General features: G+C 53.5%; 12 protein-coding genes. All 12 read right to left on the reverse strand.

Annotated features, from left to right (window positions below):
- Positions 1-5 precede the first annotated feature (5 nt).
- The gene (gene spoVE / locus NSU01_RS26820) at positions 6-1,103 is read right to left on the reverse strand and encodes a stage V sporulation protein E (RefSeq protein ID WP_039304260.1); all 1,098 of its coding nucleotides are present in this window, start codon (positions 1,101-1,103) and stop codon (positions 6-8) included.
- A gap of 49 nt (positions 1,104-1,152) precedes the next feature.
- Complete coding sequence (murD, locus tag NSU01_RS26825; RefSeq protein WP_076244036.1) at positions 1,153-2,574, reverse strand: UDP-N-acetylmuramoyl-L-alanine--D-glutamate ligase; 1,422 nt, start codon at positions 2,572-2,574, stop codon at positions 1,153-1,155.
- Positions 2,575-2,577: 3 nt separating this feature from the next.
- Positions 2,578-3,543, reverse strand: coding sequence for a phospho-N-acetylmuramoyl-pentapeptide-transferase (gene mraY, locus NSU01_RS26830; RefSeq protein ID WP_039304257.1), 966 nt, complete (start codon positions 3,541-3,543; stop codon positions 2,578-2,580).
- A 16-nt stretch (positions 3,544-3,559) separates the two neighbouring features.
- Entirely contained in the window at positions 3,560-4,972 is a 1,413-nt protein-coding gene (gene murF, locus NSU01_RS26835; protein ID WP_076244038.1) for a UDP-N-acetylmuramoyl-tripeptide--D-alanyl-D-alanine ligase, read from the reverse strand.
- Positions 4,969-6,456: a UDP-N-acetylmuramoyl-L-alanyl-D-glutamate--2,6-diaminopimelate ligase gene (locus tag NSU01_RS26840; RefSeq protein WP_076244039.1), complete on the reverse strand. Its 1,488-nt coding sequence runs from the start codon at positions 6,454-6,456 to the stop codon at positions 4,969-4,971. The genes murF and NSU01_RS26840 overlap by 4 nt, the downstream gene beginning before the upstream one ends.
- A 36-nt stretch (positions 6,457-6,492) precedes the next feature.
- Entirely contained in the window at positions 6,493-8,418 is a 1,926-nt protein-coding gene (locus NSU01_RS26845) for a stage V sporulation protein D (protein ID WP_042139390.1), read from the reverse strand.
- 92 nt (positions 8,419-8,510) lie between these two features.
- The gene (locus tag NSU01_RS26850; protein ID WP_231575207.1) at positions 8,511-10,655 is read right to left on the reverse strand and encodes a PASTA domain-containing penicillin-binding protein; all 2,145 of its coding nucleotides are present in this window, start codon (positions 10,653-10,655) and stop codon (positions 8,511-8,513) included.
- A 142-nt stretch (positions 10,656-10,797) separates the two neighbouring features.
- Entirely contained in the window at positions 10,798-11,193 is a 396-nt protein-coding gene (locus NSU01_RS26855) for a hypothetical protein (RefSeq protein ID WP_042139392.1), read from the reverse strand.
- Between the two features lie 23 nt (positions 11,194-11,216).
- Positions 11,217-12,170 carry a 16S rRNA (cytosine(1402)-N(4))-methyltransferase RsmH gene (gene rsmH / locus NSU01_RS26860; protein ID WP_076244040.1) on the reverse strand — a complete coding sequence of 318 codons (954 nt, stop codon included), beginning with the start codon at positions 12,168-12,170 and terminating at the stop codon, positions 11,217-11,219.
- Between the two features lie 38 nt (positions 12,171-12,208).
- Positions 12,209-12,646 carry a division/cell wall cluster transcriptional repressor MraZ gene (gene mraZ / locus NSU01_RS26865; protein ID WP_039304237.1) on the reverse strand — a complete coding sequence of 146 codons (438 nt, stop codon included), beginning with the start codon at positions 12,644-12,646 and terminating at the stop codon, positions 12,209-12,211.
- A 203-nt stretch (positions 12,647-12,849) separates the two neighbouring features.
- Positions 12,850-14,121, reverse strand: a complete 1,272-nt coding sequence (locus tag NSU01_RS26870; RefSeq protein WP_042139393.1) for an adenosylhomocysteinase — start codon at positions 14,119-14,121, stop codon at positions 12,850-12,852.
- 24 nt (positions 14,122-14,145) lie between these two features.
- Positions 14,146-15,777, reverse strand: coding sequence for a bacillithiol biosynthesis cysteine-adding enzyme BshC (bshC, locus tag NSU01_RS26875; protein WP_076244041.1), 1,632 nt, complete (start codon positions 15,775-15,777; stop codon positions 14,146-14,148).
- Positions 15,778-15,862 lie beyond the last annotated feature (85 nt).

The following is a 15,862-nucleotide window of genomic DNA, read 5'->3' on the forward strand; positions in this document are numbered from 1 at the left end:
GTCTTTCACCTCGCATAACGGGATAAATTAAGTAGAATGCCAAGTGCTGTAAGCATCAGGGTCAGCGATGAGCCTCCATAGCTGATCAGCGGAAGCGTAATGCCGGTAACCGGCATGAGGCCGATAACCACACCGATGTTGATGATCACCTGAATAGCGACCATACAGACGATGCCCACGGCCAGATAGCTGCCGAAACGGTCCGGCAGACTCATTGCTACCTTCATTCCGCGCCAAATCAGAATCAGGAAGAGCAGCAGCACTGCCAGCCCCCCGATAAACCCCAGCTCCTCAGCCAATATGGAGAAAATAAAATCGGTCTGCGGCTCCGGCACATAGCTGTACTTCTGCCGGCTCATGCCGAGACCCAAGCCCCCCAGTCCGCCGGGTCCAATCGCGTACAGCGACTGTATGATCTGATATCCGGCCCCGAGCGGATCGGACCAGGGGTCCAGAAAGGCCGTAATCCGCTGCAGGCGGTAAGGTGCGGCGGCAATAAGCCCCACGAACCCGGCAACACCCAGCGCGCCCAGGGAGAGCAGATGCTTCATCCGGGCCCCTGCCGTGAAGACCATCATCAAGGCAGCCCCGAACATGACAGTGCCTGTACCGAGATCCGGCTGGAGCATGATCAGCGCAAAAGCGGAACCGATCAGCGCAAGCGGCGGAAGCAGTCCGCGGGTGAAGCTGGAAATATCATAATCCTCTGTTCCGAGCCACTTGGCAAGAAAGAGGATCATCCCCATCTTCATGAACTCCGAGGGCTGAATCCCGAAGGAGCTGATCCCCAGCCAGCTGCGCGCACCGCCGCGCACGACCCCGATGCCGGGAACCAGCACCAGCACCAGCAGTACGAAGCAGAAAATCAGGGCCGGCCTGGCGAACTTCTTCAGCACCACATAATCCGTATTCGCGGTGATGAACATGGCGATAAGACCCAGGCCTGCGAACAGCATCTGTCTTTTGACAAAATAAAACGAGTCGCCATAATTGCGGAAGCCCAAAACGGACCCGGCGCTGTATACCATTACCATACCGATGGCCAGCAAAGCCAATATCGGAAGCAGCAGCCAGATATCGGGCGCATGACGGGATTTGTTCATCAGGAGCACACCTCTTGCATCCGTAGTAGGGGCTTATCCACCCCCCTACTTAAAGGTTATGCACCGCCTCTTTAAAAATACGCCCGCGCTCCTCATAGGATGTAAACATATCCCAGCTGGCACAGGCAGGAGAGAGGAGAACTACATCTCCTGCTTCCGCAAGAGCGGAAGCCTCCCGCACGGCCTCTTGCAGCACGGCGGCGGCGCTCTCCCCATTATCGACGGAGATGATGGTCTTTACTCCTGCCAGCTGCGCAACCGCGGCCAGCTTGTCCTTCGTCTCCCCAAGGGCCACCAGTGCCTTGACGTTCCCGCCGAGGACAGGCAGCAGCTCCATATAATCAGAACCTCGGTCCAGACCTCCGGCAACGAGGATGACCGGCTTCTTGAAGGACCCCAGCGCCATGGCTGTGGCTTTGGAATTGGTAGCCTTGGAATTGTTATAGTAGGCGGCCCCCGCCTTGTCTGTCACATATTCCAGCCGGTGCTCCACACCGCGGAAGGAAGCCAGCACTCCGCCAAGCACTGCCGGGTCCGCGCCTGCGGCAATAGCAATGCCGCAGGCGGCCAGTGCATTCTCCACATTGAAACGGCCCGGAAGGCCGATTGAATCCACATCGGCTATTTCGGTCTCGCTCTCCGTGTAATCCCGGTAAATGATTACCCGCTTCAGATCATCTTCTGTCTCCGGCACAAAGGATGGACGGACAAAAATGCCCTGAACCAGTTCTTCAGTCATGGAGAAGGGCAGGATGCCTGCTTTGATATATGGAACCAGCTCGCGGCAGACCGGATCATCCCAGTTCAGTACAGCGGTGTCGCCCGGCCCCTGATTCGCGAACAGCTTGGATTTGGAGGCCACATAATCCTCCATCCCCCCATGATAATCCAGATGGGTCTCGGCAACATTCAACAGGGCAGCGACCTTGGGCCGGAAGGCTTCCGTCCCTTTGAGCTGGAAGCTGCTGAGCTCGACAACCATCCAGTTGTCCACGTCAGCCTCCTGAGCGGCCTGACAGAGCGGCGTACCGATGTTCCCGGCAACTATAGGCCTCATCCCCGCTGCCTCCAGCATACGGCCAACCCAGGTCGTTGTAGTCGTCTTCCCGTTGGAGCCCGTAATACCGATCATAGGTGCGGCGCAGAGATGGTAAGCCACTTCTACCTCCGTTACGACTTCGATGCCAAGCTCAAGAGCCTGCTGCACCGGAGCCACGGAATAGGGAATCCCCGGATTCTTTACAACAAGCGCAACACCCTCATGAATCAGCCCTTCCGGATGCCCGCCGCATATAACAGAAATTCCCAAAGATTCCAGTTCGGAAGCTTCGGGACTTTGATCTCTTTCCTTTTTATCATTGACCGTCACAACCGCGCCGCGCTCATGCAGCACCTTGGCCACCTGGACGCCGCTTTTGGCGAGCCCTAGGACGACCACTTCTTCACCACGGTACAAATCCGGATGCTTCATATGTTACAACCCCTTGATGAGATATAGTCCAACAGCCGCTAGCACCAGGCTCACCGCCCAGAAGGAGACAACCACACGCCACTCCGACCAGCCGCCCAGCTCAAAGTGATGATGGATCGGGCTCATTCGGAATACCCGTTTGCCGCGTGTTTTGAACGAAGCGACCTGAATAATTACGGACAGCATTTCGACTACAAAGACACCGCCGATCACCACGAAGAGCAGCTCGGTCTTCGTTACAATGGCAATCGCACCAATGGCACCGCCAATCCCGAAGGAGCCGAAATCACCCATGAACACTTTGGCCGGATGGGCATTGAATACCAGAAAGCCAAGTACTGCACCAATCATCGCCGCAGCGCAGACACCGGCAGCAATTGAGGTTGCCTGCATGGCGACTACAGCAAAAGCAGCAAGCGCGATCGCACTGACACCGGACAGCAGTCCGTCCACACCATCCGTGAAGTTAACCGCATTGGTTACCGCCATCATCATCAGGACAATAAACGGATAGTAGAACCAGCCGCCCCAGTCAAAGCTCACCGATGTTCCCGGAATGCTGATGTTTGTATGATGTCCGCCGGAAATGAGCAGGGCGCAGAGAACGATACCGACCAGCAGCTGGCCGGCAAGCTTCTGGCGTGCCGTCAGCCCGAGGGAACGTTTGAAGGCAATCTTAATATAGTCATCCAGGAAACCGATCAGACCGTAACCCAGCGTAGCTACCAGAAGTACGTAGAAATCCGAATTAATCACCGAAAATTTCAGAAAAGATAACGTGAATGCCACCATGATGATAATTCCGCCCATCGTAGGCGTTCCCGCCTTCTTCAGATGGGTCTGAGGCCCGTCGTCGCGAACCTGTTGTCCGAACTTCATCCGGCGCAGCAGCGGGATAATCAGCGGAGCGGCAATGACCGCAAGGATAAAGGACACAGCAATAGTCAGCAGAAGTAATTGATAATCCATGGGTACACCCCCTCCATTAGTTTAAGTCAGCTTCAGAATATTCTTTCAGGCGGTGAAGCACTTCCTCCAGACGCATCCCCCGGGACGCTTTGAAGAGTACTACATCCCTGGAACCACATTTGGTGTTCAAGGCAGTGATCAATGCTTCTTTGTCTTCAAAAGCAAATACATGTCCGGCCCCGAATCTCTCCGCCGCAGCCGCAGCAATATGAGCAGCGAGCGGTCCGTAAGTGTATACCGCATCCGTCAGTGCAGGATCGAGATAGGTACCGATCTGCTGGTGGAACAGAACTTCATCAGGCCCAAGTTCCAGCATGTCCCCCAGCACCGCGATTCTGCTCCCGCTGCACTTCATGGACTGCAGCACATCTATCGCTGCTCTCATGGACGTAGGGCTGGCATTGTAAGCATCGTTCAGCAGCGTCAGCCCGTTCGCCGCCTGCATCACTTCAATCCGCATGCCGGTCAGCTTAAGCCCGGCTATTCCGGTCTCTATATTCTCGTCAGTCACACGGAAATGGCGCGCAACCGCTAGTGCAGCGAGTGCGTTAATGACATTGTGACGCCCCGGCAGAGGCAGCGTGAAGGCACGCTCGGCATGAAGATGTGAAGTGAAGGTCATTCCAGCGCCGTGAGTCATGAGACCTGTAGGATAGTCATCATTGTCTCCGGACTGCCCGAAACGGAAGCTGAGCATCCCTTCCGGCGGATTAAACCCTGGCTCTGCCATAACTTCTGCGAGCAGCGGTTCATCCCCGTTATAAATGAGCAGGCCGCCCGGCTTAAGTCCGTCCACAATCTCCAGCTTGGCCCGGGCAATTTCCTTGCGGGACCCGAGCTGCAGCAGATGGGATTCGCCCACGTTGGTAATCACAGCCACATCAGGGGCAGCTATCCTGGACAGCAGGGCAATCTCACCGCGCGAGCTCATGCCCATCTCCAGCACAGCAATCTCAACATCGCTGTCCATGGAGAGAATCGTAAGCGGCAGACCGATGTGATTATTGAAATTGCCCTGTGTTTTGTGTACCTTGTACTGCACTTCAAGAAGAGCGGTAATCATATCTTTGGTCGTTGTCTTGCCGTTGCTGCCTGTCACGGCGACTACACGCGGCGCGAGCTCGCCCAGATAAGCCGAGGACAGTCTCTGCAAAGCGGCCAGTGTATCCTCCACCAGAATGGCAGGACCGTCTTCAGGCGCAGGCCCCTTATCCCGCTGCCAGAGCGTAGCGGCCGCTCCTGCTGCCAGAGAAGCAGCAGCGTAATGATGGCCGTCAAAGTTATCTCCGGCCAGAGGAACGAACAGGCAGGCAGGCGTAATTTTGCGGGAATCGGTTACGACTCCCGCAAGTTCAATATCCTTATCTTCAGCAGAGAACAGCTCTCCCCCGCACATTTCCGCAATAGTATACAGCGTTCTTGTAATCAATAGCTTCGGCCCCTTATCACTTCTTTGGCTACGATGCGGTCATCAAAATCATGAACGACTCCGCCGATTAGCTGATAGGTCTCATGACCTTTCCCCGCAATCAATACTACATCGCCGGGGCTTGCCATTTCAATAGCTTTTCTGATCGCTTCCCGCCGGTCGGGAATCATCTCGTACCGTTCCTGTGACACGCCGTCCTCAAGAAGTCCCGCTTCAATATCGCGCAGAATCAGCAGCGGATCCTCTGTCCGGGGATTGTCGGAAGTAACCATGACACGATCACTGTATTTGGCAGCTATTTTGCCCATCAGCGGCCGTTTGGTCGTATCCCGGTCTCCGCCGCAGCCAAAGACGGTAATTACCTTGCCGGCAGCGAATTCACAGACAGCCTTCAGCACATTCTCCAGACCATCCGGCGTATGCGCGTAGTCTACGATGACTGCGAAATCCTGTCCGGCATCCACAGACTCGACACGTCCGTCCACACCGGCTACTGACTCCAGACTGGCTTTGATATCTTCCAGCGGCACATCCTCCAGCAGAGCAGCAGTAATGGCCGCAAGTGCATTATAGACATTGAACTTGCCGACCATCCGGAGCGAAATATCTGTCTTCCCCTTAAACGTATCCACATGGAAAAAAGTTCCTTTGGACGTGATCGAAATTTGAGAGGCCCGGACATTGGCAGGGGTGTCGATACCATATGTAATCACTTCCGCAGCGGTCTGGTCAGCAAAATAGCTGCTTGCTGCATCATCCGCGTTGAGAACTGCATATTTACGTTCTTCCTTCCACGGTGAGATCACATTGCCAAGCCGCGAGAAGAACAGCGCCTTAGCCGCGCGGTACTCCTCCATCGTATGGTGATAATCCAGATGATCCTGAGTCAGGTTAGTGAATATCGCTGTGCGGTAGTCCGTTCCCTTCACCCGTCCCTGCTGAAGTGCATGGGAGGATACCTCCATCACACAGCACTGCACGCCTTTGGACGCCATATCATTCAAAGTGCGCTGAAGCTCAAGCGATTCCTGCGTAGTACCGGACATTGGATAACTTTGTCCGTCATAACGCATCTGAATCGTCCCGATCAGCCCCGTCTTCACGCCATGGTCCTGCATAATTTTCTCAATGAGATACGTAGTGGTGGTTTTGCCGTTGGTTCCGGTAATCCCAATCATCTTCATCCGGCTGCTGGGTGAGCCGAAGAACGCATTCGACAGCACGGACATCGCAAACCGGCAGTCATCTACCACGATCTGCGGCAGATCGATTTCCAGCCTCCGCTCACAGACTAGTGCAGCCGCACCGCTTGCGGCTGCCTGCGGTGCATAATCATGTCCGTCCACTGTATGACCGGGCAGGCAAATGAACAAATCGCCCGGCTTAACCTTGCGGGAATCCACCTGCAAATCACTAATCTCGGTCTCACTTTCCCCGTATAGACGCGAAGCGGCAAGACAGGATGACAATTCATTAATTTTCATAGTAATCCCTCACTCTACATTTGTCAGACTATCCTATTATTCACTGGAAGTTCCCATATAAATCCGGATGGTTGAACCCTGCTCCACTCTTGCCCCCGCTTTGGGCGCCTGATTAATCACTGTATTGCCTGATCCGGAGCGGGCCAGCATGAAATTCATGTTCAAATCCTCATAAATATCCTGAACGGTAGCTCCTGTCAGATCGGGAACTGTCACAATCGGAGTCTCCCCATATTTATAGGTCTTCGGCAGCTGATCCTTACGCTGCGGAACCTTCAGATAATGAAGCGAATCCTCAAGAATATTCTGGACGATCGGAGCCGCTACCACACCCCCAAACTGAATTCCCTTGGGATTATCAACTGCGGTGTACACTACGATCTGCGGATCATCCGCTGGTGCAAATCCGATAAAAGAGACGATATGCTCCGTAGGAGAATACCGGCCGTTAATAACCTTCTGTGCCGTCCCTGTCTTGCCGCCCACACGGTAGCCGTCAATAAACGCCGGCCGGCCTGTGCCTTTGGCAACTACGCTCTCAAGGGCGGCCCGCACCTTCTTCGAAGTCTCCTCCGAGATCACCTGCCGCACTTCCTCCGGCTCAACCTCGGATACGACATTACCGGTATCCGGATTAATCCAGGCTTTGGCAACATGCGGAGTATACAGCCTGCCGCCGTTAATCGCTGCAGACACCGCAGCAATCTGCTGGATCGGTGTTACGGATACCCCTTGGCCAAAGGCCGTGGTAGCAAGCTCGACCGGCCCTACCTGCGCCGGCTTGAACAGAATCCCGTTCGCTTCACCGTTGAGGTCGATCCCTGTCTTCGTGCCAAACCCGAAATCACGGATATACTTAAACAGGGTATCCTTGCCGAGACGCTGGCCCAGGGCAACAAACCCGGGGTTGCAGGAATTCTCCACCACTTCAAGGAACGTCTGGCTTCCGTGGCCGCCTTTTTTCCAGCAGCGCAGCTTGGCACCGCCCACTTCAATATATCCCGGATCGAAAAAATGCTCATGCTGCAGATCAACCTTCCCCTCCTGCAGCGCAGCAGCCAGGGTAATGATCTTGAAGGTGGAGCCCGGTTCATACGTCATCCAGATCGGAAGATTCCGGTTATATACTTCGGCATCGTATTCCTTATAGGAGCCCGGCTCATAACCCGGCCGGCTCGCCATGGCCAGAATCTCACCATTGCGGGGGTCCATCGCAATCGACCAGGCACCTTGCGCCTGATACTTCACCATGGCCTGATCGAGCTCGCGTTCCATGATCGACTGAATCTGCTTATCAATTGTCAGCTGCAGGCTCAGCCCGTCCTGAGGCTCGGTATACTTCTCCGAGGAGCCTGGCATCAGCCGTCCTCCGGCATCGGACAGATACGATATATTGCCTGCGCTGCCTTGAAGCAGCTTATCGTAGATGCTCTCTATCCCGGTGATCCCCTGATTGTCAATTCCCGTGAAGCCGAGAATATGTGCGGCTAAATCGCCATAGGGATAATACCGTTTGTTATCCTCAGCCACAACGATGCCCGGCAGCTGCAAATCACGGATGCTCGCGGCAAGCTCCATCGTAATTTTGCGGCCGCCGGGCTGCAGTTTCACCGAGGCTTTCTTTTGGGTCAGCAGAGTGACCAGCTTCTCCTCGGTCATACCGAGCAGCGGAGCCAGCTGCTTCGCGGTCTGTTGCTTTTCCTTCACCTGCACAGGAATGGCATAGATCGTTGGCGAGCTGATATTATATGCCAGGGCAACGCCCTCCCTGTCCAGAATCTCGCCGCGTTTGGCGGTGAAGGGAATATTCCGCCGCCAGGATTCCTCAGCCTTGGCGCTCAGCTTCTCCCCTTGTGATAACTGTACATAGGCAAGACGCACGGCCAGCGAACCGAACAACACGGCCAGTCCCAGCAGCGTCCACAGCATTCTCCGCCGAGTTACGACTTTCGAAACCTTCATTCCGTTCTCCCCGCTTTCGCTCGTATAGACATGATCTCTTATCTTCATGACTATTCGGGACAAACAGGGGTTAGAACAAGCCTATATAGGCGCTACTCCGCAGGATCCTCTGCATCGGGGTCAACGTTGACGGCTACAGGGATATTCTCCCCGTATTCATTCAGGGGACTGAGCTTCAGAGAAATATGCGTTTTGTTGTTATTCTTGGTCTGCGTCTGCTCTGTGACATAACCTTCGCCCTCAACCGTTATCCCTACTTTGAGCAGATTGAGAATTTCCAGGGCATCACGCAAAGATTCTCCCTTCAAATCGGGAATGGTCATTGCTTCATCCTGCTGGGTAAGCAGATAAATCCGCTGTCCGGCGGCAAGCTTTGTGCTCTTATCCGGATATTGGCTGATTACCTTTGCCCCTGTGCCGACAATCTCGAAGTCAAAGCCTTGATTAAGGAGCAGCTGTCTGGATTCCTTAACGGTTTTGTTCACGAGATCAGGCGTACTGCGCAGCTCTGAGGAGTCAGCCGCCAGCTTGACTGACGTTTTACTTCCCACTGCTTTATCCGAATCAACCGTTTTGGGTACGCCCATATATTGCAGGGACTGCGAGACTATCTCTTTGAAAATAGGTCCGGCTGCGGCTCCTCCGCCGGCAGCATCCGCAGGCTCATCAATTACGACGAATACCGCGATCTTCGGATTATTGGCCGGAGCGTAGCCGAGGAAGGAAGCAAGCACCTTATCCCGGTCATACCCGCCCTTGCCGTCAGGCTTAATCGCCGTTCCGGTCTTGCCGGCCACCCGGTATCCTTCGATATAGGCATGCCGTCCGGTTCCGATTACCTGGTCTGCCACGACCTGCTCGAGATAGCTGCCGGTTTCACGGGCGCTGTCCTCGGAAATGACCTGCCGCACAACCTCCGGCTGAGTCACCGTCGTCTTGCCTGTATTAGGATCGGTAACTTCCTTCACTACATGCGGCACCATCAGCTTGCCGCCGTTCGCAATCGCCGCCATCGCCGTGAGCTGCTGAATCGGTGTAACCAGCAGCTTGCCATGGCCATAGGCCAAGGTAGCATTCTCTATCGGCCTGTTCGGATTCGGGTTGACAATACCGGTGGTTTCACCCGGGAGGTCAATGCCCGTCTTTTCCGTAAAGCCGAAATCCTTGATATATTTCAGCAGCTTTTCCTGGCCCAGCAGTTCATAACCAATCTTGACAAAGGCTACGTTACTGGAACGTTTGACCCCTTGAAGCAAGGTGATATCTCCGTAACCGGCTCTGTTCATATCATAGATCGGTTTGCTGTACCCTTTGATCCGGATAGAGCCCGAATGGACTGTCTCTTCCGGATTAAACAGCTTCTCCTGAACGGCACCGGCCAGCGGTACAATTTTGAACGTGGAGCCCGGCTCAAATCTCGACATGATCGCGTGGTTATAGAAGCCAGCCGCATCCTGATTAAGGTCATAATATTCATTCGGATTGAAGGTCGGCATATTGGCCAGTCCAAGAATCTCCATCGTATTCGGATCGGCAGCAATGACGCTTATCGACTTCGGTTTGTACTCGGCATAAGCCTTCTTCATCGCCTCTTCGATATAGTGCTGAATGGTGCTGTCGATGGTCAGCTTGAAATTGCTTCCGTTTACTACAGGCTGGTAGCTATCCTGTGAATCGGGCAGCTTGATTCCCTTGCCGTCACTCTGATAATTCAGCTTGCCATCCGTACCGGCGAGCTGTTTGTCGAAGTACTTTTCCAGACCCATGACCGCATTGCCGTCCCTGTCGGTGTAGCCCAGAATATGCGCAGCCAGTGAGTCCTTCGGATAATAACGCTTCTGCTCTCTAACAAGCCCTACACCCGTTTCCAGGGTATCATGCTCTTTCTTGAGCTTATCCACAAAAGCCGTAACCTTATCGGCCAGATCCTGATTAATCTTCCAGCCTTCGTTGCGGATCTCCCGGTTCTTGTAGTAATTGCCCTTATCGTCTTTGGCCTCTACCAGCTTCTTCAGCTCATCTTCAGGCTTGCCAAGCAGTTCATGCAGTCCCTGGATGACCTCCTGGCCGATCCCCTTCTCGGCAATGACCTCGGGGTCAACCACAACAGTATAGGCAGGAACGTCACTGGCCAGAACACTGCCGTTACGGTCTTCAATCACACCGCGGACCGCCTTGATGGTTGAAGTATGTGCCCACTGCGTAGCTGCTTCCTTCTGCCACTTCTCACTCTGCATTACCTGAATCCAGAAAACTCTGCCGACTAAAACAAGAAAAAAGAGGGTAATACACCCTCCTATAAACAGCGTGCGAAGTTTTATTCTTTTTACCATAGCAAACCTCACAGATTCTATTATTGCGATTGAAGTCAATCGCTGATTAATTGCCGGCTTTGTCAGTGACCTGTTTACTAAGCGGTACATAGATTGTTGAATCTACAGGAGGAGTCTTATATCCCATCTCTTCCGCCCGCTTGACCACCGTCTGTTCAAGCGTCTGCTTCTCCATCTGATAGGTAGCAATTTGCTTCTTGCTCTTCGCGATCTCGCTGTCCAGCTTCTGTGCCTGCAAGTTCAAATCATAAATATGGACGTAACGCCAGATCAGGGCGGCAGATACCAGGATAAAGGCTCCCAGCGTCATCATATACAAAAGCTTCTCCTGCAGCGGAAGCACTCTCCGCCTGGTGACGACTTTTGTCTTCTCACGGTAAAGCGGGTTTACCTCTTCTTTTCTCTTGGGTTGAACTGCTAAATTGCCGCGGGTATAGGCCATCTCTGACTCTCCTTTATCGTCATTTACAATTTCTCTGCAATGCGCAGTTTGGCTGAACGGGCACGTGAATTAAGCTCCAGTTCCTCTTCTCCGGGTACGATGGGCTTGCGGTTAATCAGTTTCAGGGTTCCTTTGGCGCCGCATACACAGTAGGGCAGGTCAGGCGGACAGGTACATCTGCTTAAATAGCTGCTGAAAATCTGTTTGCAGATCCGGTCCTCCAGCGAATGGAAGGTAATTACGGATACTCTTCCCTCAGGTGCAAGGCAGCGTACAGCAGCATGCAGTCCATCCTCAAAAGCACCCAGCTCATCATTGACAGCAATCCGCAGGCCCTGGAAGCTCCGTTTGGCAGGATGTCCTCCTGTCCTCCGCGCAGCTGCTGGAATGCCCTCTTTAATCAGCTCAGCCAATTCTCCGGTGCCCTCCACCGGACGCTCTTCCCGGCGCTCCACAATTTTGCGGGCAATCCGCCGTGAGAACTTCTCTTCTCCATACTGGAAAAGCACACGGGCAATTTCCTGTTCACTCCAGGTATTGACGATATCGGCCGCAGTCAGCTGTGCCGACTGGTCCATCCGCATATCCAGCGGAGCATCGTGATTGTAGCTGAACCCCCGCTCCCCTTCGTCAAACTGTGGAGAAGATACCCCCAGATCGAACAGAATCCCGTCCACTTGGGGAACTCCGTCCTTTTGCGGAACAAAGGGCAGTCCCTTCAGTACTTGCTCGAGGTCACGGAAGTTGGTCTTAACCGTAACCACTTTGTCTCCGTACTCGGCCAATCTCTCTTTGGCATTGTTCAGCGCCCAGTCATCCTGGTCCAGACAGATCAGCCGTCCTTCGCCGCTAAGCTTGGATGCAATAAGCGAACTGTGCCCGGCTCCTCCGAGCGTACAGTCAACGTATATACCATCCTTCTTGATGTGCAGCCCTTCTGTCGCTTCTTCCTTAAGCACCGTGATGTGGTGAAACAAGCTGCATCCCTCCAAGGCAGTAATTCGAATTGTATGTTTTATAGATCAAAATTGAAATCAACCAATTTCTCGGCAATCTCGTTAAACGATTCCTCTGACTGTTCGAAGTACTGCTCCCATAGCTCCTTGTTCCAGATCTCCACCCGGTTCGAAACGCCCAGAATAACACAGTCCTTGTCCAGCTTGGCATATTGCCGCAGATTCCCCGGCAGATTCACCCTGCCTTGCTTGTCCCATACACATTCAGTCGCTCCCGAGAAAAAAAAGCGGCTGAAGGCACGGGCGTCCGATTTCATCAGTGATAGGCTTTTAAGCTTTTGCTCCATGATTCCCCATTCTTCCATGGGATAAACAAACAGGCAGGAGTCGAGGCCGCGGGTCGCCACGAAGGAGGTTCCGAGCAATTCACGGAACTTAGCCGGGATAATGATCCGGCCTTTGTCGTCAATGCTATGCTGGTATTCCCCCATAAACATGATCTTTCCCCACCCCTAAGTACCGATTCCCCACTTTGCCCCACTTTTCACCACTTAAGCATAATAGATTCGCCATTAAAAATCAAAAACCTTTTTCCGAAGCAAGGTAATTTTTTCTTGTTTGTCAAGTGGCTCTGCAATATTCCGCAAAAAATAAAAACCCGGGCCAGTTGATTGGCTCCGGGCTCTTGCAGATCCATTCTTTAGTCGTTCAGATTCCAGCTGTCCAGGTAGTCCACCTGTGCCTGCGTCAGGCTGTCAATGGCGATTCCCAGACTCTCCAGCTTATAACGCGCAACCTGCTCATCAAGCTCATACGGAACATTCTCCACCTTGACGCCGATATCTTTATAATTATCATTCACATATTTGAGGGATAAGGCCTGCAGCGCAAAGGTGGTATCCATAATTTCTGCCGGATGGCCATCGGCTGCGCCCAGGTTCACCAGACGTCCTTCAGCCAGCAGGTACAGCTTGCGTCCATCCTTCAGCAGATACTCTTCAATATTCTTCCGCACCGTCCGCTGGGAGGTGGAGCGTTCAGCCAGCTCCGGCTTGTTCACTTCAACATCGAAGTGTCCGGCATTGCAGAGGATCGCACCATCCTTCATGACATCATAATGCTCGCCGCGGATAACATACCGGTTGCCGGTAACGGTTACGAAGAAGTCGCCGCGCTTCGCTGCTTCCAGCATTGGCATCACATGGAATCCGTCCATGTGGGCTTCTACGGCCTTAATCGCATCCACTTCAGTAACAATCACGTTCGCTCCGAGACCCTTGGCCCGCATCGCTACACCTTTACCGCACCAGCCGTAGCCCACTACAACCACTGTCTTGCCGGCCACAATCAGGTTGGTTGTGCGAACAATGCCGTCCCATGCCGATTGGCCTGTGCCATAGCGGTTATCGAACAAATATTTACAATAGGCGTCATTTACAGCCACCATCGGGAACTTCAGCATGCCTTGCTTCTGCAGCGCCTTCAGCCGGATAATTCCTGTAGTTGTTTCTTCAGCGCCGCCGCGGACATTCTCCATCAGGTCAGGACGCTCGGAATGCAGCAGTGTGGCGAAATCTCCGCCGTCATCGATAATCAGATCCGGCTTGCTCTCCAGCGCCTTGATGTTCAGCGCCTTGAATTCTTCGGGTGACGGATTATATTTGGCGAACACGGTGATGCCGTCCTCAACTAATGCGGCACACACATCATCCTGTGTGGACAGCGGGTTCGATCCGGTAATCGTAACTTCGGCACCGCCAGCCTGTACCACCTTGGCCAGGTAAGCGGTCTTGGCTTCCAGGTGAAGCGTGATCGATACCTTAAGGCCCTTGAACGGCTGCTCCGCTTCGAACTGCTCACGGATACGGTTCAGTACCGGCATATGCTGGCGAACCCAGTCGATTTTGAGATGCCCCTCGGGCGCGAGCGACATATCGGTTACGATACTATTTTCCTTGGACAAAGAACTCATGTTATAACCTCCTATAATATATTCCTACATATAAATGATGCGGTGTGTTCCGCTGTAATCGGCGGGTACGGCCATTAGTTCCTCCAGCCAGCCCGGACCGTAACGGTTCAGATAATACATCATATTATATACTCTCTCCTGCAGTTTACCCAGAGGTATAACGGACAGCTCAATCCGTTCCCACTGCCGCAGCGCCGCCTCATTCTGCTTCTCCATCGCATCCAGTGCTTTGCCCTTCAGGAAGGAGATCTGATCCATAATCTTGTCCTTGTTACTGTTCCCCAGCTTCAGCAGACCTGCCTGAATTCCGCCAAGCTGCTCAATCAGCGGCTCGTACATCGCGGAGAATGCGGCCTTAGTCTGTTCAAACCGTTCTTCAATCTTCAGCTCATCCTGCGCCGTTAACCACTCTTTGCGTTTATCATCCAGACCAAGACGTACATCCGTGAAGGACAGTCCGTATTTATCCATATGCTTGTGAAGCGTTCCCTCTATGACTGTAAAAGACATGCGCGGAATAATCAGCGGCATTTGTCCGCCCATCACCTTAAAGGCCTGATGCGGAATCGCCCAGTAAGCCATTTCTCCTTGTCCCAGCACCGTAGCCAGCACAGGCAGTACATAGTCCTGCATCAAGGGACGCGTCAGCACGTTGTTGCTGAACCGCTCAGGATGGCTCTCCAGCAGCTCCAGCAGCTCTGTACGGGAAAAAGATACCACGGATTTCCGGTCTGCGAATCTGTCCCCCTCCTTATGCAGCAGAAGCCGTGCGCCCTCATGTATATAAAAGAGGTTGGCATTCCCGGGTGTCACATCCGCCTGCAGCACGTATCCGCCCGCAGCAATACGATCAGCCGCTGCGGTGTAGGCAGCCTCGAGCTCGTCATTGCGCTCGATCATTGCAGCAAACATTGGCATTTCAAGTCTGCGCAGCGCGGAATCGGCAGAATCCAGCAGAATCAGCCCGTATTGCCCAAACAGAGAACCCATCAGCTTGGCAAAAGCGGCAGTCATATTGTCCGCACCCAGCGAAGCTGCTGTGACAAACTCCATAACCTGCGGCTTGAATTCGCTATCCTGCAGCAGTCCGTCCAGCTGCCCTATTGCCTGAAGCCAGCTCTCTGCTTCCACCTTGATTTCACTGACAGAAGAACGCGGACCTTCGCCTTTATCCAGCTTAATCCGCGTAATTTCGCCCGTCCGGTTCAGTACATAGGTATGATTGACTTCATCCCAGTCATGATCTTCACCGGCGATCCAGAACAGCGGAACAACGGGGCGCCCAAGCTGGGCTGCTGCTTCCCGCGCAGCCTGAATTGCAGTAATAGCCTTATATACTACAAAGAGCGGACCTGTGAACAAACCGCTCTGCTGGCCGCCTGTGACCACCAGCGTATCCGGCTGCTCCAATAAGTCAAGGGAGCGCATTACCGCTTCATGGGCATTATGCTCTTCGTTATAGCTGCGTAAGTATGAAACAACCGCGGTACGGTCTGCACGGAGCCCTGCGGTTCCATCAAGCCATTCTGCGCGCTTAACCCGGCTCTCCCGGTTGCGGAAATCCCCGCCGTACAAATGTCCTACAGTTTCATATTGATGTATATAGTCACTGGCGAGCGCAGATCCGCCAGGAAGTGGTTCCGGTACAACATTCATATGCAATTGCCTCCTGTTCTACTATAACCTGCTGTATGTAATCATAAATCGGTAAACCCTTTATGATTGTATCCAAAGTTGGGTG

Source organism: Paenibacillus sp. FSL H8-0259, assembly GCF_037963255.1.
Classification (GTDB): domain Bacteria; phylum Bacillota; class Bacilli; order Paenibacillales; family Paenibacillaceae; genus Paenibacillus_AQ; species Paenibacillus_AQ phytohabitans.

Bases quoted from the DNA above. Each gene is read 5' to 3' on its own strand.
- NSU01_RS26850 (WP_231575207.1), bottom strand. From the start codon at position 10,655: ATGCAGAGTGAGAAGTGGCAGAAGGAAGCAGCTACGCAGTGGGCACAT.
- spoVE (WP_039304260.1), bottom strand. From the start codon at position 1,103: ATGAACAAATCCCGTCATGCGCCCGATATCTGGCTGCTGCTTCCGATA.
- bshC (WP_076244041.1), bottom strand. From the start codon at position 15,777: ATGAATGTTGTACCGGAACCACTTCCTGGCGGATCTGCGCTCGCCAGT.
- NSU01_RS26870 (WP_042139393.1), bottom strand. From the start codon at position 14,121: ATGAGTTCTTTGTCCAAGGAAAATAGTATCGTAACCGATATGTCGCTC.
- mraY (WP_039304257.1), bottom strand. From the start codon at position 3,543: ATGGATTATCAATTACTTCTGCTGACTATTGCTGTGTCCTTTATCCTT.
- NSU01_RS26845 (WP_042139390.1), bottom strand. From the start codon at position 8,418: ATGAAGGTTTCGAAAGTCGTAACTCGGCGGAGAATGCTGTGGACGCTG.
- NSU01_RS26855 (WP_042139392.1), bottom strand. From the start codon at position 11,193: ATGGCCTATACCCGCGGCAATTTAGCAGTTCAACCCAAGAGAAAAGAA.
- murD (WP_076244036.1), bottom strand. From the start codon at position 2,574: ATGAAGCATCCGGATTTGTACCGTGGTGAAGAAGTGGTCGTCCTAGGG.
- NSU01_RS26840 (WP_076244039.1), bottom strand. From the start codon at position 6,456: ATGAAAATTAATGAATTGTCATCCTGTCTTGCCGCTTCGCGTCTATAC.
- mraZ (WP_039304237.1), bottom strand. From the start codon at position 12,646: ATGTTTATGGGGGAATACCAGCATAGCATTGACGACAAAGGCCGGATC.